The organism is Nocardiopsis sp. CNR-923, from assembly GCF_001942255.1.
Taxonomy (GTDB): Bacteria; Actinomycetota; Actinomycetes; order Streptosporangiales; family Streptosporangiaceae; genus Nocardiopsis.
In genome coordinates, this window is the sequence record NZ_MKKC01000099.1 from 1 (window position 1) to 18947 (window position 18947).

General features: G+C 70.9%; 20 protein-coding genes and 2 pseudogenes. 14 read left to right on the forward strand and 8 right to left on the reverse strand.

Annotated features, from left to right (window positions below):
* The first annotated feature begins 335 nt into the window (after positions 1 to 335).
* Both BJF83_RS17700 and BJF83_RS17705 read left to right on the forward strand, forming a co-directional pair.
* Positions 336 to 1187 (forward strand): helix-turn-helix transcriptional regulator, encoded by an 852-nt coding sequence (locus tag BJF83_RS17700; protein WP_075927169.1) that lies wholly within the window; start codon positions 336 to 338, stop codon positions 1185 to 1187.
* 9 nt (positions 1188 to 1196) lie between these two features.
* A complete protein-coding gene (locus tag BJF83_RS17705) occupies positions 1197 to 1379 on the forward strand; it encodes a DUF397 domain-containing protein (protein ID WP_075927170.1) in 183 nt (60 codons plus the stop codon).
* Positions 1380 to 1430: 51 nt separating this feature from the next.
* Here BJF83_RS17705 and BJF83_RS27955 read toward each other — a convergent pair whose 3' ends face one another.
* From BJF83_RS27955 to BJF83_RS17720, 3 genes are all read right to left on the reverse strand, one after another.
* The gene (locus BJF83_RS27955; RefSeq protein WP_187347176.1) at positions 1431 to 1712 is read right to left on the reverse strand and encodes a hypothetical protein; all 282 of its coding nucleotides are present in this window, start codon (positions 1710 to 1712) and stop codon (positions 1431 to 1433) included.
* The gene (locus BJF83_RS17715; RefSeq protein WP_262391649.1) at positions 1667 to 1984 is read right to left on the reverse strand and encodes a VOC family protein; all 318 of its coding nucleotides are present in this window, start codon (positions 1982 to 1984) and stop codon (positions 1667 to 1669) included. Before BJF83_RS17715 ends, BJF83_RS27955 begins: the two co-directional genes overlap by 46 nt.
* A gap of 214 nt (positions 1985 to 2198) precedes the next feature.
* Entirely contained in the window at positions 2199 to 2954 is a 756-nt protein-coding gene (locus BJF83_RS17720; protein ID WP_075927171.1) for an SDR family NAD(P)-dependent oxidoreductase, read from the reverse strand.
* A 334-nt stretch (positions 2955 to 3288) separates the two neighbouring features.
* On the opposite strand from BJF83_RS17720, the pseudogene BJF83_RS29500 reads away from it, so the two are divergent.
* The 7 genes and pseudogenes from BJF83_RS29500 (at position 3289) to BJF83_RS17745 (ending at position 10049) form a co-directional block, all read left to right on the forward strand.
* Positions 3289 to 3926, forward strand: a pseudogene (locus tag BJF83_RS29500) (MFS transporter).
* 26 nt (positions 3927 to 3952) lie between these two features.
* Positions 3953 to 4726: an MFS transporter gene (locus BJF83_RS29505; protein ID WP_262391653.1), complete on the forward strand. Its 774-nt coding sequence runs from the start codon at positions 3953 to 3955 to the stop codon at positions 4724 to 4726.
* A complete protein-coding gene (locus BJF83_RS17730) occupies positions 4723 to 6603 on the forward strand; it encodes a PEP/pyruvate-binding domain-containing protein (protein WP_394329351.1) in 1881 nt (626 codons plus the stop codon). Before BJF83_RS29505 ends, BJF83_RS17730 begins: the two co-directional genes overlap by 4 nt.
* Positions 6492 to 7250, forward strand: coding sequence for a PEP-utilizing enzyme (locus BJF83_RS31185; protein ID WP_394329352.1), 759 nt, complete (start codon positions 6492 to 6494; stop codon positions 7248 to 7250). Before BJF83_RS17730 ends, BJF83_RS31185 begins: the two co-directional genes overlap by 112 nt.
* A gap of 1 nt (position 7251) precedes the next feature.
* Positions 7252 to 7869, forward strand: coding sequence for a TetR/AcrR family transcriptional regulator (locus BJF83_RS17735; protein ID WP_394329353.1), 618 nt, complete (start codon positions 7252 to 7254; stop codon positions 7867 to 7869).
* Between the two features lie 70 nt (positions 7870 to 7939).
* Entirely contained in the window at positions 7940 to 8968 is a 1029-nt protein-coding gene (locus BJF83_RS17740) for a nitronate monooxygenase (protein WP_075927172.1), read from the forward strand.
* 73 nt (positions 8969 to 9041) lie between these two features.
* Positions 9042 to 10049: a hypothetical protein gene (locus BJF83_RS17745; protein WP_075927188.1), complete on the forward strand. Its 1008-nt coding sequence runs from the start codon at positions 9042 to 9044 to the stop codon at positions 10047 to 10049.
* A 51-nt stretch (positions 10050 to 10100) separates the two neighbouring features.
* Here BJF83_RS17745 and BJF83_RS17750 read toward each other — a convergent pair whose 3' ends face one another.
* Positions 10101 to 10580, reverse strand: coding sequence for a GNAT family N-acetyltransferase (locus tag BJF83_RS17750; RefSeq protein ID WP_075927173.1), 480 nt, complete (start codon positions 10578 to 10580; stop codon positions 10101 to 10103).
* Between the two features lie 270 nt (positions 10581 to 10850).
* On the opposite strand from BJF83_RS17750, the gene BJF83_RS17755 reads away from it, so the two are divergent.
* Entirely contained in the window at positions 10851 to 11393 is a 543-nt protein-coding gene (locus BJF83_RS17755; RefSeq protein WP_075927174.1) for a class IV adenylate cyclase, read from the forward strand.
* A 75-nt stretch (positions 11394 to 11468) separates the two neighbouring features.
* Here the strand turns inward: BJF83_RS17755 and BJF83_RS17760 are convergent, their stop codons facing one another.
* Together BJF83_RS17760 and BJF83_RS17765 are read right to left on the reverse strand one after the other, a co-directional pair.
* Positions 11469 to 11657, reverse strand: a complete 189-nt coding sequence (locus BJF83_RS17760) for a DUF397 domain-containing protein (RefSeq protein WP_075927175.1) — start codon at positions 11655 to 11657, stop codon at positions 11469 to 11471.
* On the reverse strand, positions 11650 to 12465 hold the full coding sequence (locus BJF83_RS17765; RefSeq protein WP_075927176.1) for a helix-turn-helix transcriptional regulator: 816 nt from the start codon (positions 12463 to 12465) through the stop codon (positions 11650 to 11652). The genes BJF83_RS17760 and BJF83_RS17765 overlap by 8 nt, the downstream gene beginning before the upstream one ends.
* A gap of 248 nt (positions 12466 to 12713) precedes the next feature.
* Here BJF83_RS17765 and BJF83_RS17770 point away from each other — a divergent pair, with 248 nt between their 5' ends.
* Both BJF83_RS17770 and BJF83_RS17775 read left to right on the forward strand, forming a co-directional pair.
* A complete protein-coding gene (locus BJF83_RS17770; RefSeq protein ID WP_083678585.1) occupies positions 12714 to 13229 on the forward strand; it encodes an ATP-binding protein in 516 nt (171 codons plus the stop codon).
* Between the two features lie 144 nt (positions 13230 to 13373).
* Entirely contained in the window at positions 13374 to 13799 is a 426-nt protein-coding gene (locus BJF83_RS17775) for a hypothetical protein (RefSeq protein WP_075927177.1), read from the forward strand.
* Between the two features lie 70 nt (positions 13800 to 13869).
* Here the strand turns inward: BJF83_RS17775 and BJF83_RS27960 are convergent, their stop codons facing one another.
* On the reverse strand, positions 13870 to 14331 hold the full coding sequence (locus tag BJF83_RS27960) for a Rid family hydrolase (protein ID WP_187347177.1): 462 nt from the start codon (positions 14329 to 14331) through the stop codon (positions 13870 to 13872).
* A gap of 203 nt (positions 14332 to 14534) precedes the next feature.
* Between BJF83_RS27960 and BJF83_RS17785 the strand changes: the two are divergent.
* Positions 14535 to 17245, forward strand: a pseudogene (locus BJF83_RS17785) (penicillin acylase family protein).
* Between the two features lie 133 nt (positions 17246 to 17378).
* On the opposite strand, the gene BJF83_RS17790 reads toward BJF83_RS17785, so the two are convergent.
* Positions 17379 to 18269: an oxidoreductase gene (locus BJF83_RS17790; protein WP_075927178.1), complete on the reverse strand. Its 891-nt coding sequence runs from the start codon at positions 18267 to 18269 to the stop codon at positions 17379 to 17381.
* A gap of 71 nt (positions 18270 to 18340) precedes the next feature.
* On the opposite strand from BJF83_RS17790, the gene BJF83_RS17795 reads away from it, so the two are divergent.
* Positions 18341 to 18925, forward strand: a complete 585-nt coding sequence (locus BJF83_RS17795; RefSeq protein ID WP_075927190.1) for a TetR/AcrR family transcriptional regulator — start codon at positions 18341 to 18343, stop codon at positions 18923 to 18925.
* The last annotated feature ends 22 nt before the right edge of the window (positions 18926 to 18947 follow it).

The following is an 18947-nucleotide window of genomic DNA, read 5'->3' on the forward strand; positions in this document are numbered from 1 at the left end:
CCGGACACCGGCCGGTGCAGCCGGACCGGGGTGAGGGTGGCGGGTCCGGGCTCGCCGGACTCCTCGGCGTACCGGCGGACGCGAGCCGCCCGGCGACGGACGGCGTGGGCGGTCGTACGGGCGACCAGACACGCCAGCGACGCGGTCAAGAACAGGTAGCGCAAGGCGCACACCTCCTGGGCGAAGGCCCTTATGGGCCACGACTGGGTTAGGTATGGTCCATCTAAAACGGTGAATCACCGATTTTCAAGCCTGCTCAGTGAATCGGCCCCCGTGAATAAGAGACGGTGAATCGGACATTGGCCCCAAGACGCTCACGCCCATACCATCGACGCATGCCCGAGACCGCGCCTGACTTCAGCCCGACCATCCGCCGCCGTAGGCTTTCTGAAGAGCTGAAACAGCTACGCGCCGGGGCTGGGCTCACCCTGGAGCAGGCAGCGAAGAAGCTCGAATGGAGCAGGGCCAAAATCGCCAACATCGAGACCGGAAAACGCCTGCGCCCCTACGTCACCGACATCGCACTCCTCCTGGACGTCTACGGCGTCACCGACGAGAAGCGACGGGAAGCCCTGTTCGAGCTGACCCGCCAGTCCCGCATCAAGGGCTGGTGGACCCGCTACTCGGATTTCGCCGGGGCCTACTTCGGGTTCGAGGCCGAAGCGTCCTCCATCGCGACGTACCAGGTAGGGGCCATCCCGGGTCTGCTCCAGACTCGGGAGTACGCTGCGGCGTCCGCGCGGGCGGCGCTGACCCTGCCTGACGACATCGAGCGGGTTGTCGACGCACGCCAGCGGCGACAGCGCATCCTCGACCGGGAGACCCCGCCACGACTGTGGACGATCATCGACGAGGCCACCCTCGCGCGCCCCGCGACCGCCGCTGATCCCGAGGTGATGCGCGGCCAGCTCCGCCACCTGGTGGCCATGACCGAGCGTCCGAACATCACTGTCCAGGTGCTCCCGTTCGCGACCGGTCTGCACGCGGGGACGGGCGGGCCGTTCGTGCTGCTGGACTTCCCCAACCCCTTGGACCGGCCCATTGTGTACCTGGAGACACGTCACGATGGGCTCTACCTGGAGGACCCGGAACAGATCGCGGACTATCGCGACGTCCTGGACCACCTCCAGGGCACAGCTCTGTCTCCGGCAGAGTCCGTGCACTACCTGACACGACTCATCGACTAGGACCGACCCGTGTACCTGACCCAGCCCTTGACCTTCCGCAAGTCGTCGTACAGCACCACCGCACAGGAGTGCGTCGAGGTCGCCGACGTGCCCGGCGCGTCCGCCGTCCGGGACTCCACACAGCCGGACCTCGGCCATCTGGCCTTCCCGTCCATCGAGTGGACCGCGTTCCTGGGCGCCGCCCAGCGCTGACCTGAGCGCACACGAAAAGAGGGGCTCCGGTGTGACACACCGGAGCCCCTCTTAGGTACCTAACCCGCCGCCGAGTCTACCGCCCGACCGGCGCGCGTCCAGCGTGTGCCGGACCGCCTCCATCCGCCGGTCGAGGCGGTCGCGCTCGTCCTCCAGGAACGAGACGTGCCCGGCCAGGGCCGCCTCCCCGCCCTCCTCCGGGCCCAGGACGTCCGCGATCAGGGGAGTCAGGCCAGAGCGGAAGACGGGGCCGACGGCGCGGGCGGGGCCGAGGGGCCCGGATAGCGCTACTTCCCCTCGACGACGAAGTCCCCCTCGAAGGTCCTCGCCCATGACTCGGCCTGCTCCCCCTCCGCGTCGCGTCGCGCGGTGAGGATCACGCGGTTGCCGTCGGGGTCGTCGACGGTCACGTCGGAGGTGAACCAGGCGGTGTCCGTGGGACCCTCGATCCGCGCGCCCTCGGGGGCGGCGGCACGCAGCGTGTCCGCCCGCGCGGCGAGGTCCTCGCCCGCGGCCTGGAACGACACGGTCGTGCTGCCGCGCTCCGGCTCTCCGGGGACGAGCAGGATGTCCTGGTACCGCGTGCGCCGCAGGTGCACCAGCACGGGGGTTCCGTCCGGACCCGGGATGGTGGCCAGGGAGATGAACCGACGGCGTGGTAGAACGCCTCGGCCGCGGCGAGGTCCGCCACCCGGAAAGTGGCGAACATCGGCATGGGATAGATGGTGCGGTCGATCTCGGGAGTGGCGCCGACGTCGGCGGTGGTGTTCTCGCTCACGGCCCCGACGCTAGGGGTTGACGCGGCGTCAGGGTCAAGCGCTATTCCTCCACCCGGTGGACGAGGTGCTGGGCGGCCTGGGCGCGCGGGCGCACGACCAGGAGGTCGACGTTGACGTGCGGGGGCCGGGTGACCGCCCAGACGATGGTGTCCGCGACGTCCTCGGCGGACAGCGGGTCGGGCACCCCCGCGTAGACGGCCTCGGCCGCGTCGGCGTCCCCGCGCAGGCGGTTGAGGGTGAACTCCTCGGTCCTGACCATGCCCGGGGCGACCTCCAGGACGCGCACCGGCTGGCCGAGGAGTTCGAGCCGCAGGGTGGCCGCGAGCGTGTGCGCGCCGTGCTTGGCGGCCACGTAGCCGCCCCCGCCCTCGTAGACGACGTGCCCGGCGACGGAGGAGACCACCAGGACGGTGCCCTCGCCCCCGGCCACGAGCTTGGGCAGCAGGGCCTGGGTCATGTGCAGCACGCCGAGGACGTTGACCTCGTACATGGCGCGCCAGTCCGCGGGGTCGGCGGTGGCGACGCTCTCGGTCCCGATCGCGCCGCCCGCGTTGTTGACCAGGACCGAACAGGCGGGCAGGTCCTCGGCGAAGGCGTCGACGGCGGCGCGGTTGGTGACGTCCAGGACCTGGGCGCGGGCGTTGTGCCCGGCCGCGGTCAGCTCCTCGGCGAGGGCTTCGATCCGGTCGGCGCGGCGGGCGACGAGGACCACGTCGTAGCCCTCGGCCGCGAGCCCGCGCGCGGTGGCCGCGCCGATCCCGCTGCTGGCTCCGGTGACGACGGCGGTCGCTGGCATGGTGGGCTCCTCCTGGGCAGACGCTCGTGGAGCCGAGCGTACCGGTGAGGGGTCGGCGGCCCGGGTACGGCCCCGTTCGCGAGGGGTCTCCCGGAGCCCGTGACGGCCTGGGGTGGGGACCCGTGGACGCCGCGCGCCGCCCGGCCCCGTCCTGAGGCGGACGCGGTGGGCCACGGCCGCCCCGGACATCCCCCGGAAGAAACGTTGCGTCCTCTCATGGCGGGAGCTAGCCTCTTTAGAGAACGAATCGTTTCTTATGATCTCTGAGGAGGCGAGACCCGTGCCGCGTCGCCCGTCCTCCGTGGTCCTGGCCATGCCCGGCCTGCTGATGGCGATGCTGCTCGCCGCCCTCGACCAGACCGCCGTGGCGCCCGCGCTCCCCGAGATCGCGGGCGACCTCGGCGGGCTGGACCAGATGCCCACCGTCGTCACCGCCTACCTGGTCGCCGCCACCGCCGTGATGCCGGTCTTCGGCCGCCTCGGCGACCGCTACGGCCGCGTCCCGCTCCTGCTCGCGGCGTCGTGCTGTTCTCCGCCGGGGCGCTGGTCGCCGCCCTGTCCACCACCCTGGGCGTGTTCGTCGCGGCCAGGGTCGTGCAGGGCCTGGGCGGCGGCGGGGTGATGATCGGCGCACAGGCGATCGTCGGCGAGATCGTCAGCCCGCGCGAACGCGGACGCTACCTCGGCCTTTTCGGCGCGGTGTACGTCCTGGCCGCGGTCGGCGGGCCGCTGGTCGGCGGCGTCCTGGTCGACCACCTGTCCTGGCGTTGGATCTTCGCCATCCACCCGCCGCTCGGCCTGGCCACCCTCGTCGTGCTCGGCCTGACCCTGCGCCTCCCCCGCCCCCAGGACCGACCGTCGATCGACTACGCGGGCGCCGCGGCGTTGGCCGCCACCGTCGTCGGCGCGTCCTGCTCTGCGACGCGCTGGCCCGCCCCGGCGCCTACCCCGGCTGGGCGGTCCCCGCTCTGATCACGGGCACCGTCACCGCGTTCGCCCTGTGGGCGGTCACCGCGCGCCTGGTCCGCGACCCCGTCCTACCCCCGCGCCTGCTGCGCGACCGGGCGTTCGCCCTGCCCGTCGCGGTCAGCTTCCTGGTGGGGTTCGGGCTCTTCGGCGTGCTCACCTACGTTCCGGCGTTCGCGCAGATCTCCCTGGGCACGAGCGCGACGCGGGCGGGCCTGCTGGTCACCGCCCTCATGGCGGGGACCCTCGTCACCACCGTGGTGTCGGGGCGGCTCATCACCCGCACCGGCCACTACCGCGGCTACCCGGTCGCGGGCACGGCGATCGCGACGGTCGGGCTCGTCCTCATCGGCCTTCTCGGTCCGGACCTGGGCACCTGGGGACTCGTGGGACTACTGATGTTCCTCGGGCTCGGGCTCGGCCTGGTGATGCAGGTGGTCATGCTCGCCGCGCAGAACGCCGTCGACCGTTGCGACCTCGGCGCCGCCACCTCCGCGGTGCTCTTCCTGCGCCAGGTCGGCGCCAGCGCGGGCGTCGCGGTCGTGGGCGCGCTGGTCACACGGTCGTTCAGCCAGCGGGTTCCGGCCGGGGTCGCCGACCCGCGCACGCTCACCCCCGAGACCATCGCCGCCCTCCCAGAGCCGACGCGCGCGCTCGTGGCGAGCGCGTTCGGGGCCGCGGTGCCCTCGGCACTGCTTGCCGTGGCCCCGCTCTTGGGGCTGGCGTTCCTCCTCGCCCTCGCCCTTCCCCACCGCCCCCTGCGCACCACGGCGCACGCGGAATCCGACAGGGAGACTCCCCGATGACCCAGCCACCATCCGTCGCACCCCTGGACGCCTTCGGCGCCGACGACCTCGCGGCCGTCGGCGGCAAGGCCGCCAACCTCGCCGAACTCCTGCGGGCCGGACTCCCGGTGCCGCCCGGGTTCGTCGTCACCACCGACGCCTACGCCAGGGCCGCCGCCGGGGTCGGGCTCCCGGACCGGCTCGCCGCCGAGTCGAGCGACGACCGCCCCTCCCAGACGCCGGACCCCGCCGGACTCCGCGCCGCACTGGAGGCCGCACCCGTCCCGGACGACCTGCGCGCGGCCATCACCCGCGCCTACACCGGCCTCGGCGCGGACGCCCCGGTCGCGGTCCGCTCCAGCGCCACCGCCGAGGACCTGCCCGGGGCCACGTTCGCCGGACAGCAGGACACCTACCTCAACGTGGTCGGCGCCGACGCGGTCGTCGACGCGGTCCGGCGGTGCTGGGCCTCGCTGTGGACCGACCGGGCGGTGGCCTACCGCGCGGAGCGGTCGGCGCCCTCCGCCCAGGTACGCATCGCGGTGGTCGTACAGCGGATGGTCGACTCCGACGTGGCCGGGGTGATGTTCACCGCCGACCCGGTCAGCGGAGAGCGCGACCGCGTCATCGTCGACGCCGGCGCCGGGCTCGGCGAGGCCGTGGTGTCCGGGCTGGTCACCCCCGACCACTACGTGCTCGACCACGGCGGCCGGCTCCTGGAGTGGCGGCCTGGCCGCGGCGAGGTGGTGATCCGGTCCGGCGCCGGCGGCGGGGTCGTACGGGAGGACCGGACCGGCCAGGACCAGCGCGGAACCCGGGACGCGGACGCCGAACGGCTGCTGACCGACGACCAGCTCTCAGTCCTGGTGGCGCACGCCCGCACGATAGCCGCGCACTTCGGCCGCCCCCAGGACATCGAGTGGTGTCTGGCCGACGGACGCGCCCACATCGTCCAGTCCCGGCCGATGACGGCGCTCCCGCCGGTGACCGGGCCGCTCAACCGGCGCCAACGCCTGCTGGCCTCGGTCCTCACCGAGTACGTGCCGGTGCGGCCGTACCCGATGGACGCGAGCACGTGGTTCGGGCGCGGCCCGGCGCGCATGATGGGGCAGATCGCCCAGGCGTACGGGATCACCGGCGGCTTCGACGACTTCTACGCGGAGGAGGACGGGGTGGTCACGCGGCTCACCCCGGGGACGCCGCGCCCCACCCCGCGCGCCCTGGGCACACCGTTCCTCCTGGCCCGTGCGGCGCGGGCGAGGGACGTCCGCACGTGGCGGGAAGATCCCCGGTTCGTCGACTTCCTGCGCCGCACCGACGAACTCGACGCCCTCGATCCGGCGTCGTTGCCGTGGCCGGAGCTGGTGGCGGTGCCGGAACGGGTGCTCGCGCTGCTCGACACTGCCGGGACCTGCGCCTGGACTACCTGCCGAGCACGGGGGTGTCGGTGGCGCGGCTGGTCGCGACCACCGCGCTGCTCGGTCGGCGGTCCCTGCTCGGCGACCTGCTCGGGGGAGCCCGCACCAGGACCGAGGACGCCAACCGGGCGCTCCAGGACCTGGCGGACCGGGTCCGGGCCGCGCCCGCACTGCGCGCGCTCGTCGAGTCCGCCGACCCCGGCGACCTGCTGGCCGCGCCGCGTGACGGCCAGGGCCCGGGGCGGGAGTTCGCCGAGGCCCTCGACGCCTTCCTGCGCGAGTTCGGCCGCCGCGAGACCACCAGCCCGCTGCTGGTCAGCCCGCCCACCCTCGCCGAGTCGCCGGAGAGCGTCATCGGACTGGTCAGGGTGCTGGTCGGGCGCGAGCGCGAGGACGACCCCGGGTCCCGGTCCGAACGCGCGCTGGCCGCGCTCCTGGACCACCCGCTGCTGCGCGGCGGGCGCGCCCGGTCGTTGGTGACCCGGTGGGTGCGCGCGGCGCAGGACGGGATGGCGTTCCGGGAGGACTCGCACTTCTACTTCACCGCGGGGCTGCCCGCGATGCGCCGGGCCCTGTTGGAGATGGGCGCACGGCTGCGCGACGCGGGCGTCGTCGACGAGCCCTTCGACGTGTTCCACCTGAGGATCGAGGAGGTCCGGGAGATCACGGACGTGACGAGGATGCCCGCCGACCAGGTCGCGCGCCTGCGCTCCCTGGTCCGCGCGCGGGCCGCCGCACGCGCCGAGCTCACCGGGGTGCCGATGATCGACCCGGCGCGGGTGTTCCCCGCCCGGGACCGGGGCGACGCGCTGGTCTGCGGAACCCCGGCCAGCGCCGGGACCGCGACGGGAACCGTGCGGGTGATCCGCGAGCCCGCCGAGTTCCACCGGCTGGAGACCGGTGACGTGCTGGTGTGCCCCTACACCAACCCGTCGTGGACGCCGCTGTTCCAACGGGCGGCGGCCGTGGTGGTCGACACGGGCGCGGCGGCGTCGCACGCGGCGATCGTCGCCCGTGAGTACGGGATCCCGGCGGTCATGGGGTCGGGCACCGGGACGACCGCCCTCGTCGACGGCGACCGGGTCACCGTCGACGGGTCGGCCGGCCGGGTCACACGGGCTTCGTAGGATGCGGGACATGACCGCCGCCACCGCCGACCACCGCAAGCGCCCGCGCCGCCGGGGCGAGGCGCTGGTGTCCGCCATCCTCGCGGCGACCGTCGAGGAGTTGGAGGAGCGCGGTTACGCCGCGCTGACGATGGAGGGGGTCGCCGACCGCGCCCGCGCGAGCAAGGCGTCGCTGTACCGGAGGTGGCCGACCCGAGCCGAACTGGTGATGGACGCCGTGTACTCGGTCGTGCCCGATCCCGGGGAGCTGCCGGACACCGGCACACTGCGCGGTGACCTGCTGGCGGCGCTGCGACGGATCGCGCGGACGCTCGCGGGGCCCGCGGGCACGGGGCTGCGGGGGTTGATGACGGAGATCCTGCCCGACCCCGAGCGCGCCGCACAGCTGCGGGCGCACTCGCAGGGGATGGGCCGCCGGATGATAGCGGAGGTGACCCGGCGGGCGGTGGAGCGCGGCGAGATCGACCCGCGCGCGGTCACGCCGACCCGGCTGGACGTGGGCCAGGCCCTGCTGCGCAACCACTTCCTGTTCCACCACGAGCCGATCGGCGACGCGATGGTCGAGGAGATCGTGGACACGGTGCTGCTGCCCCTGTTCGGGACGGTGCCCGACGCGTGACGGCGGGCCGATGCGCCGCCTCCGGGACCGCGCCTGTTAGCGTCCGTTCCGTCCGACGCGAGGGGGACTCATGCGGTTGGCGGAACCGTTGCGGGAGCGGTGGATCGTCCAGGCGCCGATGGCGGGCGGCGGGTCGACGCCCGAGCTGGTGGCGGCGGTGTCCGGGGCGGGAGGGCTCGGGTCGCTGGCCGCGGGGTACCTGTCGGCGCGGGCCCTGGCCGAGCGGATCGACTCCGTGCGGGCGCTGGGGACGACCGTGTTCGGGGTCAACGTGTTCGTGCCCTCGGAGACACCCGCCGATCCAGGGGTCCTGGCGGCCTACCGGGATGATCTCGGCGCGGAGGCCGGGCGGCACGGCGGGGTCGTCGGCGAGCCGGTGGGCGACGACGACGCGTGGGCGGACAAGATCGACCTGCTCGTCGCCCGACCGGTGCCGGTGGTGAGCTTCACCTTCGGGTGCCCGTCCGCCGAAGTCCTGGACCGCCTTCGCGCGGCGGGCTCGGCGACCGTGGTCACGGTGACCAGCGTGCCGGAGGCTCGGCTGGCGGTCGCGCGCGGCGCGGACGGGGTGTGCGTCCAGGGATCGGAGGCCGGAGGGCACCGCGCGGTGTTCGACCCGGCCGGCGACGGCGGGCGGCCACTGTTCGAGCTGCTGCCCGAGGTGGTGGCGGAGGTGGACGTGCCGGTGATCGCGGCGGGAGGCCTGATGCACGGCCGGGACGCCGCCCGGGCGATGGAGGCCGGAGCGGCGGCCGTGCAGCTGGGAACGGCGTTCCTGCGCTGCCCGGAGAGCGGGGTGAACCCGGTGCACAAGGCGGCGCTGGCCGACCCGGCGTTCACGGAGACCGCCCTGACCAGGGCGTTCACGGGGCGTCCGGCGCGGGGGCTGGTCAACCGGTTCACGCGGGAGCACACGGGCGCGCCGACCGCCTACCCGGAGATCCACCACATGACCAAGCCGCTGCGCGCGGCGGCGGCCCGCGCGGGCGACCCGGGAGGGATGGCGCTGTGGGCGGGCGTGGGGTACCGGGCCGCGACCGACGCCCCGGCGGCGGAGGTCGTGGCGCGGGTGCGCAAGGAAGCAGGTGCGCGGCGGTAGGAGAGTCTACGGTCGCACGTCTCAGGACTTACGTCACCGGATGGCGTGCAGCGCAAAACTGTACATTGGGCGCATGTCTGACGATCCCCTCGAACCTGGACGACTCACAACGCGTGAAGAGATGAAGATCCACTTCGGTGGTGGCCAAGGGCAAGGGATCCAACCCTGCGCGAAGGAGCGGCCGGAAACCGGCCGAGCGAACGTGCTGCTCTACACCGACCCCTCCTCTGGCGAAAAGTCGGGATACTTCGATGGGTGGCTTCCTGAGGGAGACGAGATCGGACCGATTTTCGAGTACACCGGCGCTGGCGAAGAGGACCAGGTCTTCCTCGGTCGCTACGGCGTGGGCAACCGTGCCATCCTCACGCATGTCGATGATGACCGTGACCTGCGTGTTTTCAAGGCTGTCGGGACGGTTCCCGGAAGAAGCGCGAAGCGCCAGCAATACATCGGCAAGTTTGAACTTGACGCCAAGACGCCGTACGTCCTGCGTCAGGCCCCTAACCAGCAGGACAAACAACGGCGCGTCATCGTTTTCCGGCTCCGCCCCGTCGATGCGCTGCCGCCCAACGCTGAGGACACCATCACACCCCTGCCCAAGACAGAAGTCGTCCCCGTTCCCCCAGACATCACAACAAGCTCGCTGATCGAGCCCGAGTTGCACAACGGTAAGCCGATCACCCGGTCAGCTGTCCCTCGCACCAGGGTGAGCCGCCGTGAAGCTTCCTTGTGCGAGGACTTTCAGAAGCTCCTGGAGGAGCACGAACATCAGGTAGCCAGATTCCAGATCAGAGTCGCAGGGCTCTCATCGAGTCTGGTGACGGATTTGTACGACACGACCTGTCACGTCCTTTACGAGGCGAAGGGTTCGAGTTCACGCGAAGCCATCCGTATGGCGATCGGCCAGCTCATGGACTACCGGAGACACGTCACTCCGAAAAACCCCACCCTCGCCGTCCTCTTGCCAGAGAAACCGCACCCTGACCTTCAGGACCTCCTGACCTCGCTGAACATCAGGGTGGTGTACCAGCACGGCAAGGCGTTCTCGGGATGGCCCGTCGATACCCAGGAAGCGAGTTAGCGCGTCCGCTGAACACTGAGCCCACTCCCTGAGAGCCGTCGCACGGCCTGTTCAGTCCAGGGTCAACTGGTAGACGGCGCGATGGCGGCCCAATCCCTTGAAGTCGCTGACGACCGAGACTCCGTGAATCTCGCGGTCGCCTGGGACGTTGACGAAGCCAAGGGCGATCCAGCTGGCGTGAGCTTCCTGGTTGTCGGGTTCGGAGGTGAGATAGAGACGCCGACAGCCCCACGTATCGGCCCGAGCGCGCACACTCTCTAGTAGCGCTCGTGCGATGCCTCGACGCCGGTGTCGCGGATGGGTCATGACGTCTTGGACGTAGACGTCCGCGGGGTCGTCCTGGCTTCGGAATGCCATCACCGCCCCGGCGACAGTGTCGTCATCCGCGACGGCGACGGGGCAGGTGGAGGAGAACAGCGTCGCGTAGAGCCAGTAGTCGGACAGGGTGCGCGCGAAGATGTACGGTTCACCGAGCTCCATGAGGTGTAGGACTTCGCCGATCCGTTCGGGTTGAAGGGGCGTGACGATCACGGGCGCTCCTCGGTGTGGACCTGGTGGACGATGGTGGTGCAGGCGTCATGTTCAGCTGAAATGCGCAGTTTGTGCTCGGGTGTGAAGGTCCACATTTGGTTTTGGGTGCGGGTCGCCGGTGATTTTACTGGTCATGTGGGTGGTGCTCGCCTGTTCGGCTCCGCCCGCCTAACCAGACATGAGGGGATGTTTCATCCCAACCTGACAGAGAGGGACCCTCCCATCGGCTTCCCCGCCGAACGCACATCGCTAGAAAGGGAACCCGACGACATGAGCGTGATCGAGTACGAGGCCAAGGTGCTGGACATCGACTCCGCCCAGATGGCCCGACTCATCCTCGACAAGGGCGGCCAGGACCTCGGGGAGGTGCTGCAACGCCGTTACGTCTACGACATCGAGCCCGGCGATGCCTCCCGGTGGGTGCGGCTGCGCGACTCGGGGAAGCAGGTCACGCTCACGGTTAAGGAGATCGACTCCGACGCCATCGGCGGCACCCGCGAGACCGAGACCGAGGTTGGCGACTTCGCGACAACTAACTCCCTGCTGGGCAAGCTGGGTTACGCACCCAAGGCCTACCAAGAGAACCGCAGGCGCAGCTTCACCCTGGACGGTGCCCGGTTGGAGATCGACGCCTGGCCCCGAATCCCCGCCTACCTGGAGATCGAGGCCGACAGCCGAGCCGAGGTTGTGCGAGTGGCGGCCCTCCTCGGCTACACCGAAGCCGACCTGACGGGAGAGAACACCACCAAGGTCTACGCCCGCTACGGCATCGACCTGACCACCCTTACCGATCTGCGCTTCGACACGAAGTGACCACCGTCGCGGCGTGCCCGTGGGTGGTGCGGACGGGTGCACAGTGGCTCGGTTCTTGTCGGCGCGGGTCGCGGCTCAGTCAATCCGCGAGGACGTCTTCAGGACAGCCAGAAGGCCGGTCCACTCGCCTCTGGGGTAGGTGAGGTGTCCGAGGCCCCTGTTCTGGGTGTCGCGCACCAGCACGGCGCTCCCCTCGGAAACCTCCACACAGTTGTTGTTCACTCCGCTGCTGTAGCTGCTCTTGCGCCACTCACGGCTACTCATCGAGTTCTCCTTGTACCCGCCGCACCAGCTCATAGCTGTCGCTCGTTGACAATGCTTCCGACTGGATCGCCCCGAAGAGATTCGCACAGTAGCGGACCTGCTCAGCGTCGTCGATGACGAGGTCATCAACAACGTACTCCGCCGTCACGACCATCGGACGATCGGGGAAGGTGTAGATCTTGAAGGGTCCTGAGATGCCTGGGGGAAGTGTGCAGCACCGAGGAACGATCTGAAGCCGGAGAGTTCGGGCCTCCGTCATTTCGAGCAGATGTTCCAACTGCTCCTTCATCGTGGCCTGGCTACCGAGGACCCGTCGGATCACGCCCTCGTCCAACACCATCCACAGTAGCGGCCGATCGGCTCCCCGCAGGATCTCGTGGCGCTTCACCCGAGATGCGACCAAGCGGCCCAGCGTTTCCTCCGTGGCGAACGGCCGCATCGCACGGTATGTGGCCCTGGCGTAGTCAGGTGTCTGTGCCAGGCCAGGAACCAGGATCGTGTGGTATTCGCGGATGTCAACGGCCGACCGCTCAAAATCGACGGCGGTCTGCGTACCCACGGGGTAGATGCTCTCGCTGTTGGCCCTACTCCAGGCGCGCTCAAAGAATCCGGATGTGCCGAAGATCCGGTCGAGCGCCTGGCACTCCTTCAGCTGCGGCACATAGATGGCCAGCTCCCAGTAGGAGACGAGGGACGTCGAACAGTTCAGCTGCTCAGCCAGCCTCCCCTGGGTCCAGCCCTTGGATTTTCGGAGTTTACGCAGCTCAGTCGCGATCTTTCGATATGAGGGGTTGGGCTTCCTGGGCATGTCACTCCAGCGGAATCAAGCAGATTCGATTCTCTTCCAGCAGTGTGACACGCGTGGACAACAGCAGCGAGAGTTATCGAGAAATCGATGGCACTCCTAGAGATCCGCATGCCGACATGAGCAGAGTCGACGCAGGCCAAAGAGTTGAGCGCTTGAGTAATTTCCCCTCAAACCCTACTCATTCGGACGTTCAAACTAAGTCTGACAAACGGTAATGCTGATCTGAGAATCGCGAAAAGGAGCACCAGATGTCCGGATGCGAAGTCCCGAGGCCGCGGTGCGGCCACAGCCAGGACCGGGCGGTGGTGGGTGGGTTCCCGGTCCACGTCAGGAGCCCTCGCACCGGGGTGTTCGCCGCGTACTTCGACGGGACCCCCGAGCGGGTCGGCCGCATTCGAACCTGGTGCGCGCGGGCCACCGGGTTGGACCAGCAGGCATCGGCCCTGGTCGAACTCGCGGTCAGCGAGCTCGTCACGAATGCCGTCGTGCACACCGCCTCGGGCGGCCGGTACGGACGGGTCAAGGTGACCGCGGAGGTCATGCCAGGCCAGATCGTCCTGATCTCCGTGACCGACGACGGACCGCGCGCCCTGCGGCCGATCACGGTTCCGACGCTCCCTGACCACGTCGACGACGCGGAGCCGTCCGGGCGCGGGCTGCGCCTGGTGGCCGCGTTGTCGGAGAAGTGGTGGTGGACCGGCCATCGAGGCGGCCCGCTCACCGTGTGGGCGCTGATCGACCCCCGCCGCGACCTGGACGCCTGAAGCGACGATTCGCCATGGCGGGAAGCGCAGCCCCACGGGGCCATCGACACCCGCCCGAGCGCCACAGACACAGATGCCCCGATCGGTGCGTAGGACCACCGAGCCGGGCGTGATCAACCCCCTGAACACAACAGGAGGACGACCATGCACCACCCTAACGGCCGCCACCGCAAACGGCACCGCACCCTCGCGGGCCAGCTCTGGGCCCTCGCGACGACGGCCCTGGCGGCAGCGCTCACCCTCGTCTTCGTCCCCAGTACGCCGACCCGAGCCGGGATCGGGCCTGCTCCACGCCGACGCGAACTCCCCACCGGCTCCCCCAAAGAGCCCCAGCCGCTCCCCAAGACCCCAGCACCCTCACCCACGGACCCCGACGAGACCGGGGGCGCACTCGTCCGCCCGTACATGCGCCCTCGCCCCCAGCCCCGAGCGGTGACCATCCCCCGGCCGCGAGTCCCGGTGGGCGACCTCCTCGCACCGAAGCCGCCGCCCCAGCGACAGGGCGAGTTCGACGAACTCGCCAGCCTGATCCGGGTCTATCTCGCGACCAACACCCCTTCAATCAGCTGAACCAAGCGGCCCGCGGGCTCGGGCGGCGACCCTCCCGGTCACCGCCCGAGTGGACAGTGACAAGCGAGCCTCAGTCCCGCACGGCCAGCGCGTCAACCTCGAACAGCATCCCCGGGAGCGCCAGCCCCACCACCCCCAACAGGGTCTGCGCGGGCGGCCTCCCCTCCCAGAGCGCGTTCACCCGCTCCCCGAGGACCGCCAGCTTCTCCATGTCGTGGTCGACGACGTACGTCCCCAACCGGACCACGTGCCGGTACTCCAATCCCGCGGCCCACAGCGCCGTGGCCGCCTCGGGAACCTCCGAGGCGTGGCGCAGCATCCAGGTCTGCAAACCCACCGACACCCCGCCGTAGGCCAGTCCCCACACCACGAGCGCCGTGACGGCGGCGACCGGGGCTCCTCCGGCCAGCCCGATCAGGCCGAGCGCGGCGGTCAGGCCCACGGCGGACACGGCGAACCACCCGCGGCGGTCGGCTCGCCCGTCCTCCTGGCCGTCGCGCTCCATGTGCGCGTTCCCGCTCCGGCCGTTCACAGCCCGACCTCGAACCCGTTGAAGTCATATTCCTTGATAGGAAACACCCAGGTTTGCCTTCGAGCGAGGCACCTCCGAGGAGGCGCCGCCGGCACCGCCTCCGTGGACAACCTCCGCCCCACCGCGTGTACCCGTAGGTAACAATTGGGTCGAGCGCCACGGCGACCTGGATCACGCTCGGCCCGGCACCTTAGTGTGCCGACATGAGTGTCTTGCGCAGCCGTGTCCTCGTTCGCTTACTTCTGGGCTCCCTCGCCGCCGTCGTGGCACTGGCGCTGATAGGGGCACTCGTGGGGATATGGGCCGTCCGCCGCTCGTTCCCGGAGACCTCCGGCGAACTCGCCCTGCCCGGTCTGGACTCCCCCGCCACCGTGCTGCGCGACGAGCACGGAGTCGCCCACGTCTACGCCGACACCGCGCACGACCTCTTCATGGCGCAGGGGTTCACCCACGCGCAGGAACGCTTCTGGGAGATGGACTTCCGCCGCCACGTCACCGCGGGTCGGACCGCCGAACTCTTCGGCCCCGACCAGGTCGAGACCGACGCCTACCTGCGCACCATGGGCTGGCGGCGCGTCGCCGAGCAGGAGTACGACCTGCTCGACGAACGGACGCGCGAGCACCTCGACGCCTACGCCGAGGGTGTCAACGCCTGGATCGAGGAGCACGAGGGCGCCGCCGCCAGTCTGGAGCACGGCCTCCTCGCGGTCACCGCCGGGGACTACACCGCCGAGCCCTGGACCGCCGCTGACAGCCTCGCCTGGCTCAAGGCCATGGCCTGGGACCTGGGCGGCAACCTCCGCGAGGAGACCGAGCGCGCCGCCCTCCTCGCGTCCGGGCTCACGCGCGAGCAGATCGACGAGCTCTACCCGGCCTACCCCGTCGACCGGCACACGCCGATCACCGCGACCGACCAGCACAACGGCGCCCAGATCGACGCCGACGAACGGCGCGCCCCCACCGCCGCCCCCGACGCCGCGCCGACCGCCGCCGGAACGGACTCCGCGGGTTCCCCCGCCACCGCCCCGGCCGCGCCCGCGGATCTGCCCGAGGACGCCCTGGCCGCGCTCGACGGACTCGACCGGATCTCCGCGGCGGTCCCCGGCCTGCTCGGCCCCTCCTCCAGCTCCGACCTGGGCTCCAACTCCTGGGTGGTCTCCGGCGACCACACCGAGTCCGGCATGCCGCTGCTGGCCAACGACCCCCACCTGGGCGCGTCGATGCCGTCCGTCTGGTACCAGAACGGCCTGCACTGCACCGAGCTCACCGACGCCTGCCCCTATGACGTCACCGGTTTCAGCTTCTCCGGCCTCCCCGGCGTGGTCATCGGCCAGAACGAGTCCGTCGCCTGGGGCCTGACCAACCTCAACCCCGACGTCATGGACCTCTTCGTCGAACGGCTCGACGGAGACCACTACGTCGTGGACGGTGAGCGCGTGCCGATGGAGGTCGTCGAGGAGACGATCGAGGTCGCCGGGGGCGAGGACGTCGACATCACGATCAGGCTGACCGGGCACGGCCCGCTGCTCTCCGACGCCGCGGCGGGACGGCACCTGGCCGCACTCACGGAGGACCCGGGCATCACGCGGGAGCCGGAGCGGGCGGCCCGGGGCGACGGGGAGGGGCCAGGCGACGGGGAGTCGGGATCCTCAGACGACGCGAACGCCTCAGGCTCCCCGGACGACGCGGACGGCACGGACGGCTTCGATTACGGCGTCGCCCTCCGGTGGACCGCCCTGGAGCCGGGCACCACCGCCGACTCCGTCTTCGCCCTCAACCGCGCCCGCGACTGGTCCGACTTCCGCGACGCCGCCGCCCGCTTCGACGTCCCCGCGCAGAACCTCGTCTACGCCGACGCCGAGGGCAACATCGGCTACCAGCGCCCGGCCACGTCCCCGTGCGCGGCGAGGACGACGGCCGCTGGCCCGCCCCCGGTTGGGACTCCTCCTACGACTGGGGGGACTACCTGCCCTTCGACGAACTGCCCAGCGTGTACAACCCCGCCTCCGGGGTGATCGTCACCGCCAACCAGTCCCTGGTCGACGCCGAGTACCCCCACCACCTGACCGACGACTGGGACTACGGCTACCGGAGCCAGCGGATCAACGACCTGCTCGACCAGGCGATCACCGAAGGCCCGGTGACCTCGCAGGACATGTCCGAGATCCACATGGACTCCTACCACGCGGCCGCCGCCGAGGCGCTCCCGTACCTGCTGGAGGCGGAGGTCGACGGCGTCACCGCCCAGGCCCGGGAGCGGCTGCGCGAGTGGGACGGCCACACCGACCCGGACTCCTCGGGGGCCGCTTTCTACCAGGCGTTCTGGCGCCACCTCCTGCCGCTGCTGTTCGACGAGCTCGGCGATGTGGCCATGAGCGGCAGCTCTCGGGGGATGTACGTGGTCAACCGGCTCCTCGCCGACCCCGAGTCCCCCTGGTGGGAGGGCGAGACCGTCAGTGGCCGCGACGAGGTCCTGGCCGCCGCGATGGACGCCGCCGCCGAGGAGCTGACCGAGCGTCTGGGCGAGGATCCGGCCGACTGGCGCTGGGGCGACCTGCACACCCTGACCGCGACCAACCAGTCCTTCGGCGCCTCCGGCATCGGCGCGGTCGAGTGGCTGCTCAACCGGGGGCCGGTGGAGAGTTCGGGCGGGTCCAGCATCGTGAACGCCACCGGCTGGGAGCCGACCAGCGGCTACGAGATCACCGCCGTGCCGTCCATGCGGATGGTCGTGGACCTGGCCGATCGGGACGCCTCCACCTGGATCCACCTCACCGGCAACTCGGGGCACGCCTTCCACCCCAACTACGACGACCAGTTGGCGGCGTGGGCGTCGGGCGCGACGCTGCCGTTCACGGTCTCCCGCGAGGCGGTGGAGGAGGCCGCCGTCGACCAGCTGACCCTCGTTCCCTAGCACCTCCGGGGCCCGCCTCGCGGAACTGGGACGGATGTCCTAAGGCGGAGACCGGTTCTATCCGGACTCAGCTGGCGCACCATCTGCCCCACGCGATCCTTCCGCCGGGGGGAGGCCGCGCCGGGGGCACGGTTCAGGCGCGCGCCTCCAGATCGGGGAAGCACACCCCCGTGAGCTCCTCGGACACCGTCCACAGCCGTCGCGCGGCGATCGAGTCCCACGCGGCCTCGCTGCGGCTCGACAGGCCCGGGGCTCCCCGCAGGCCGCCCATCTTGCGGGGGCCGGCGTAGGCCGCGCCGGGCACGTCCTGGGTGGCGGCGTAGATCGTGGGCAGGGCGCCGTTGGCCCCGCTCTGGGCGATCAGCGCGTTGCCCACGACCATCAGCCCCTTGTACACGGGGTTGGCGGCGTGGCTCTGGAGGTTGGTGGCCGCGTACCCCGGGTGTGCGGCGGTGGCGAGCACCGGCGAGCCCGCCGCCTCCAGCCGACGCTGCAACTCCAGGGTGAACAGCAGGTTGGCGAGCTTGGACTGGGCGTAGGCGCGGTTGGGCGTGTAACCCCGGTCCAGGTTCAGGTCGTCGAAGTCGATCCCGCGCGCCATCCGGTGCATGTTGGACGACACCGTCACCACCCGCCCGGTCACGTGCGGCAACAGGAGGTTGGTCAGGGCGAAGTGGCCGAGGTGGTTGACCCCGAGCTGCGTCTCGAACCCGTCCTTGGTCGTCGACTTCGGGACCGCCATCACTCCCGCGTTGTTGACGAGCAGGTGGATCGGCCCGTCCCAGTCCCGTGCGAAGGCGCGCACCGAGTCGAGGTCGGCCAGGTCGAGGCGGCGCACCTGCGCGGCCCCGTCGACCGACTTCGCGGCGTCCCGGCCCCGCTCCTCGTCGCGCACCGCCATCACCACCCGCATGCCCTTGCGGGCGAGCACGCGTGTGGTCTCCAGGCCAAGGCCGCTGTTGGCTCCGGTGACGACCGCCGTGCGGCCGCCGAGGTCGGGGATCGTGACCGCGTTCGTCTCCATCGCGCCAAGGTAGGCGACGCCACTCCAAGTTGTCAATGACAACAATGCTGACGAAGGCCTATCCTGAATCCATGCCTGACCGCCCCTACCACCACGGCGACCTGCGCTCCGTCCTTCTCGCCAACGCCGAACGCGCCCTCGCCGAGCGCGGTCCCGCGTCACTTTCCCTGCGCGAACTCGCCCGCGAGGCGGGGGTGAGCCACGCCGCGCCCAGCCGCCACTTCAGGGACAAACAGGCCCTGCTCGACGCGCTCGCGCTCTCCGGGTTCGAGCGGCTCACCGAACGGCTGGAGCGCGCGGTGGAGGCCGAGGACGACATCCGCGCGTGCCTGCTCGGGCTGACCAGGACCTACGTCGAGTTCGCGGTCGAGCACGCCGCCCTGCTCGACCTCATGTCCACGCGCAAGCACGACCCCGACGTCTCCGAACAGCTCCAGACGGCGATCACCCGCATGCTCGACACGGTCGTGCGCCCGATCCGCGAAGGCCAGGCGGCCGGGGAACTCGGTGGAGGGGACCCGTACGCCGTCGCGATGACCGTGGCGGCCACCCTGCACGGCTTCGTCTCGTTCACGGCGGGCGCCGCCCTCGCCGACGTCGAGGCGCACCTGGCCGAGGTGGTCGGGGTCCTCTACGAGGGGCTCGCCCCGCGCTGAGCCACGCCAGACGGTGGACCGC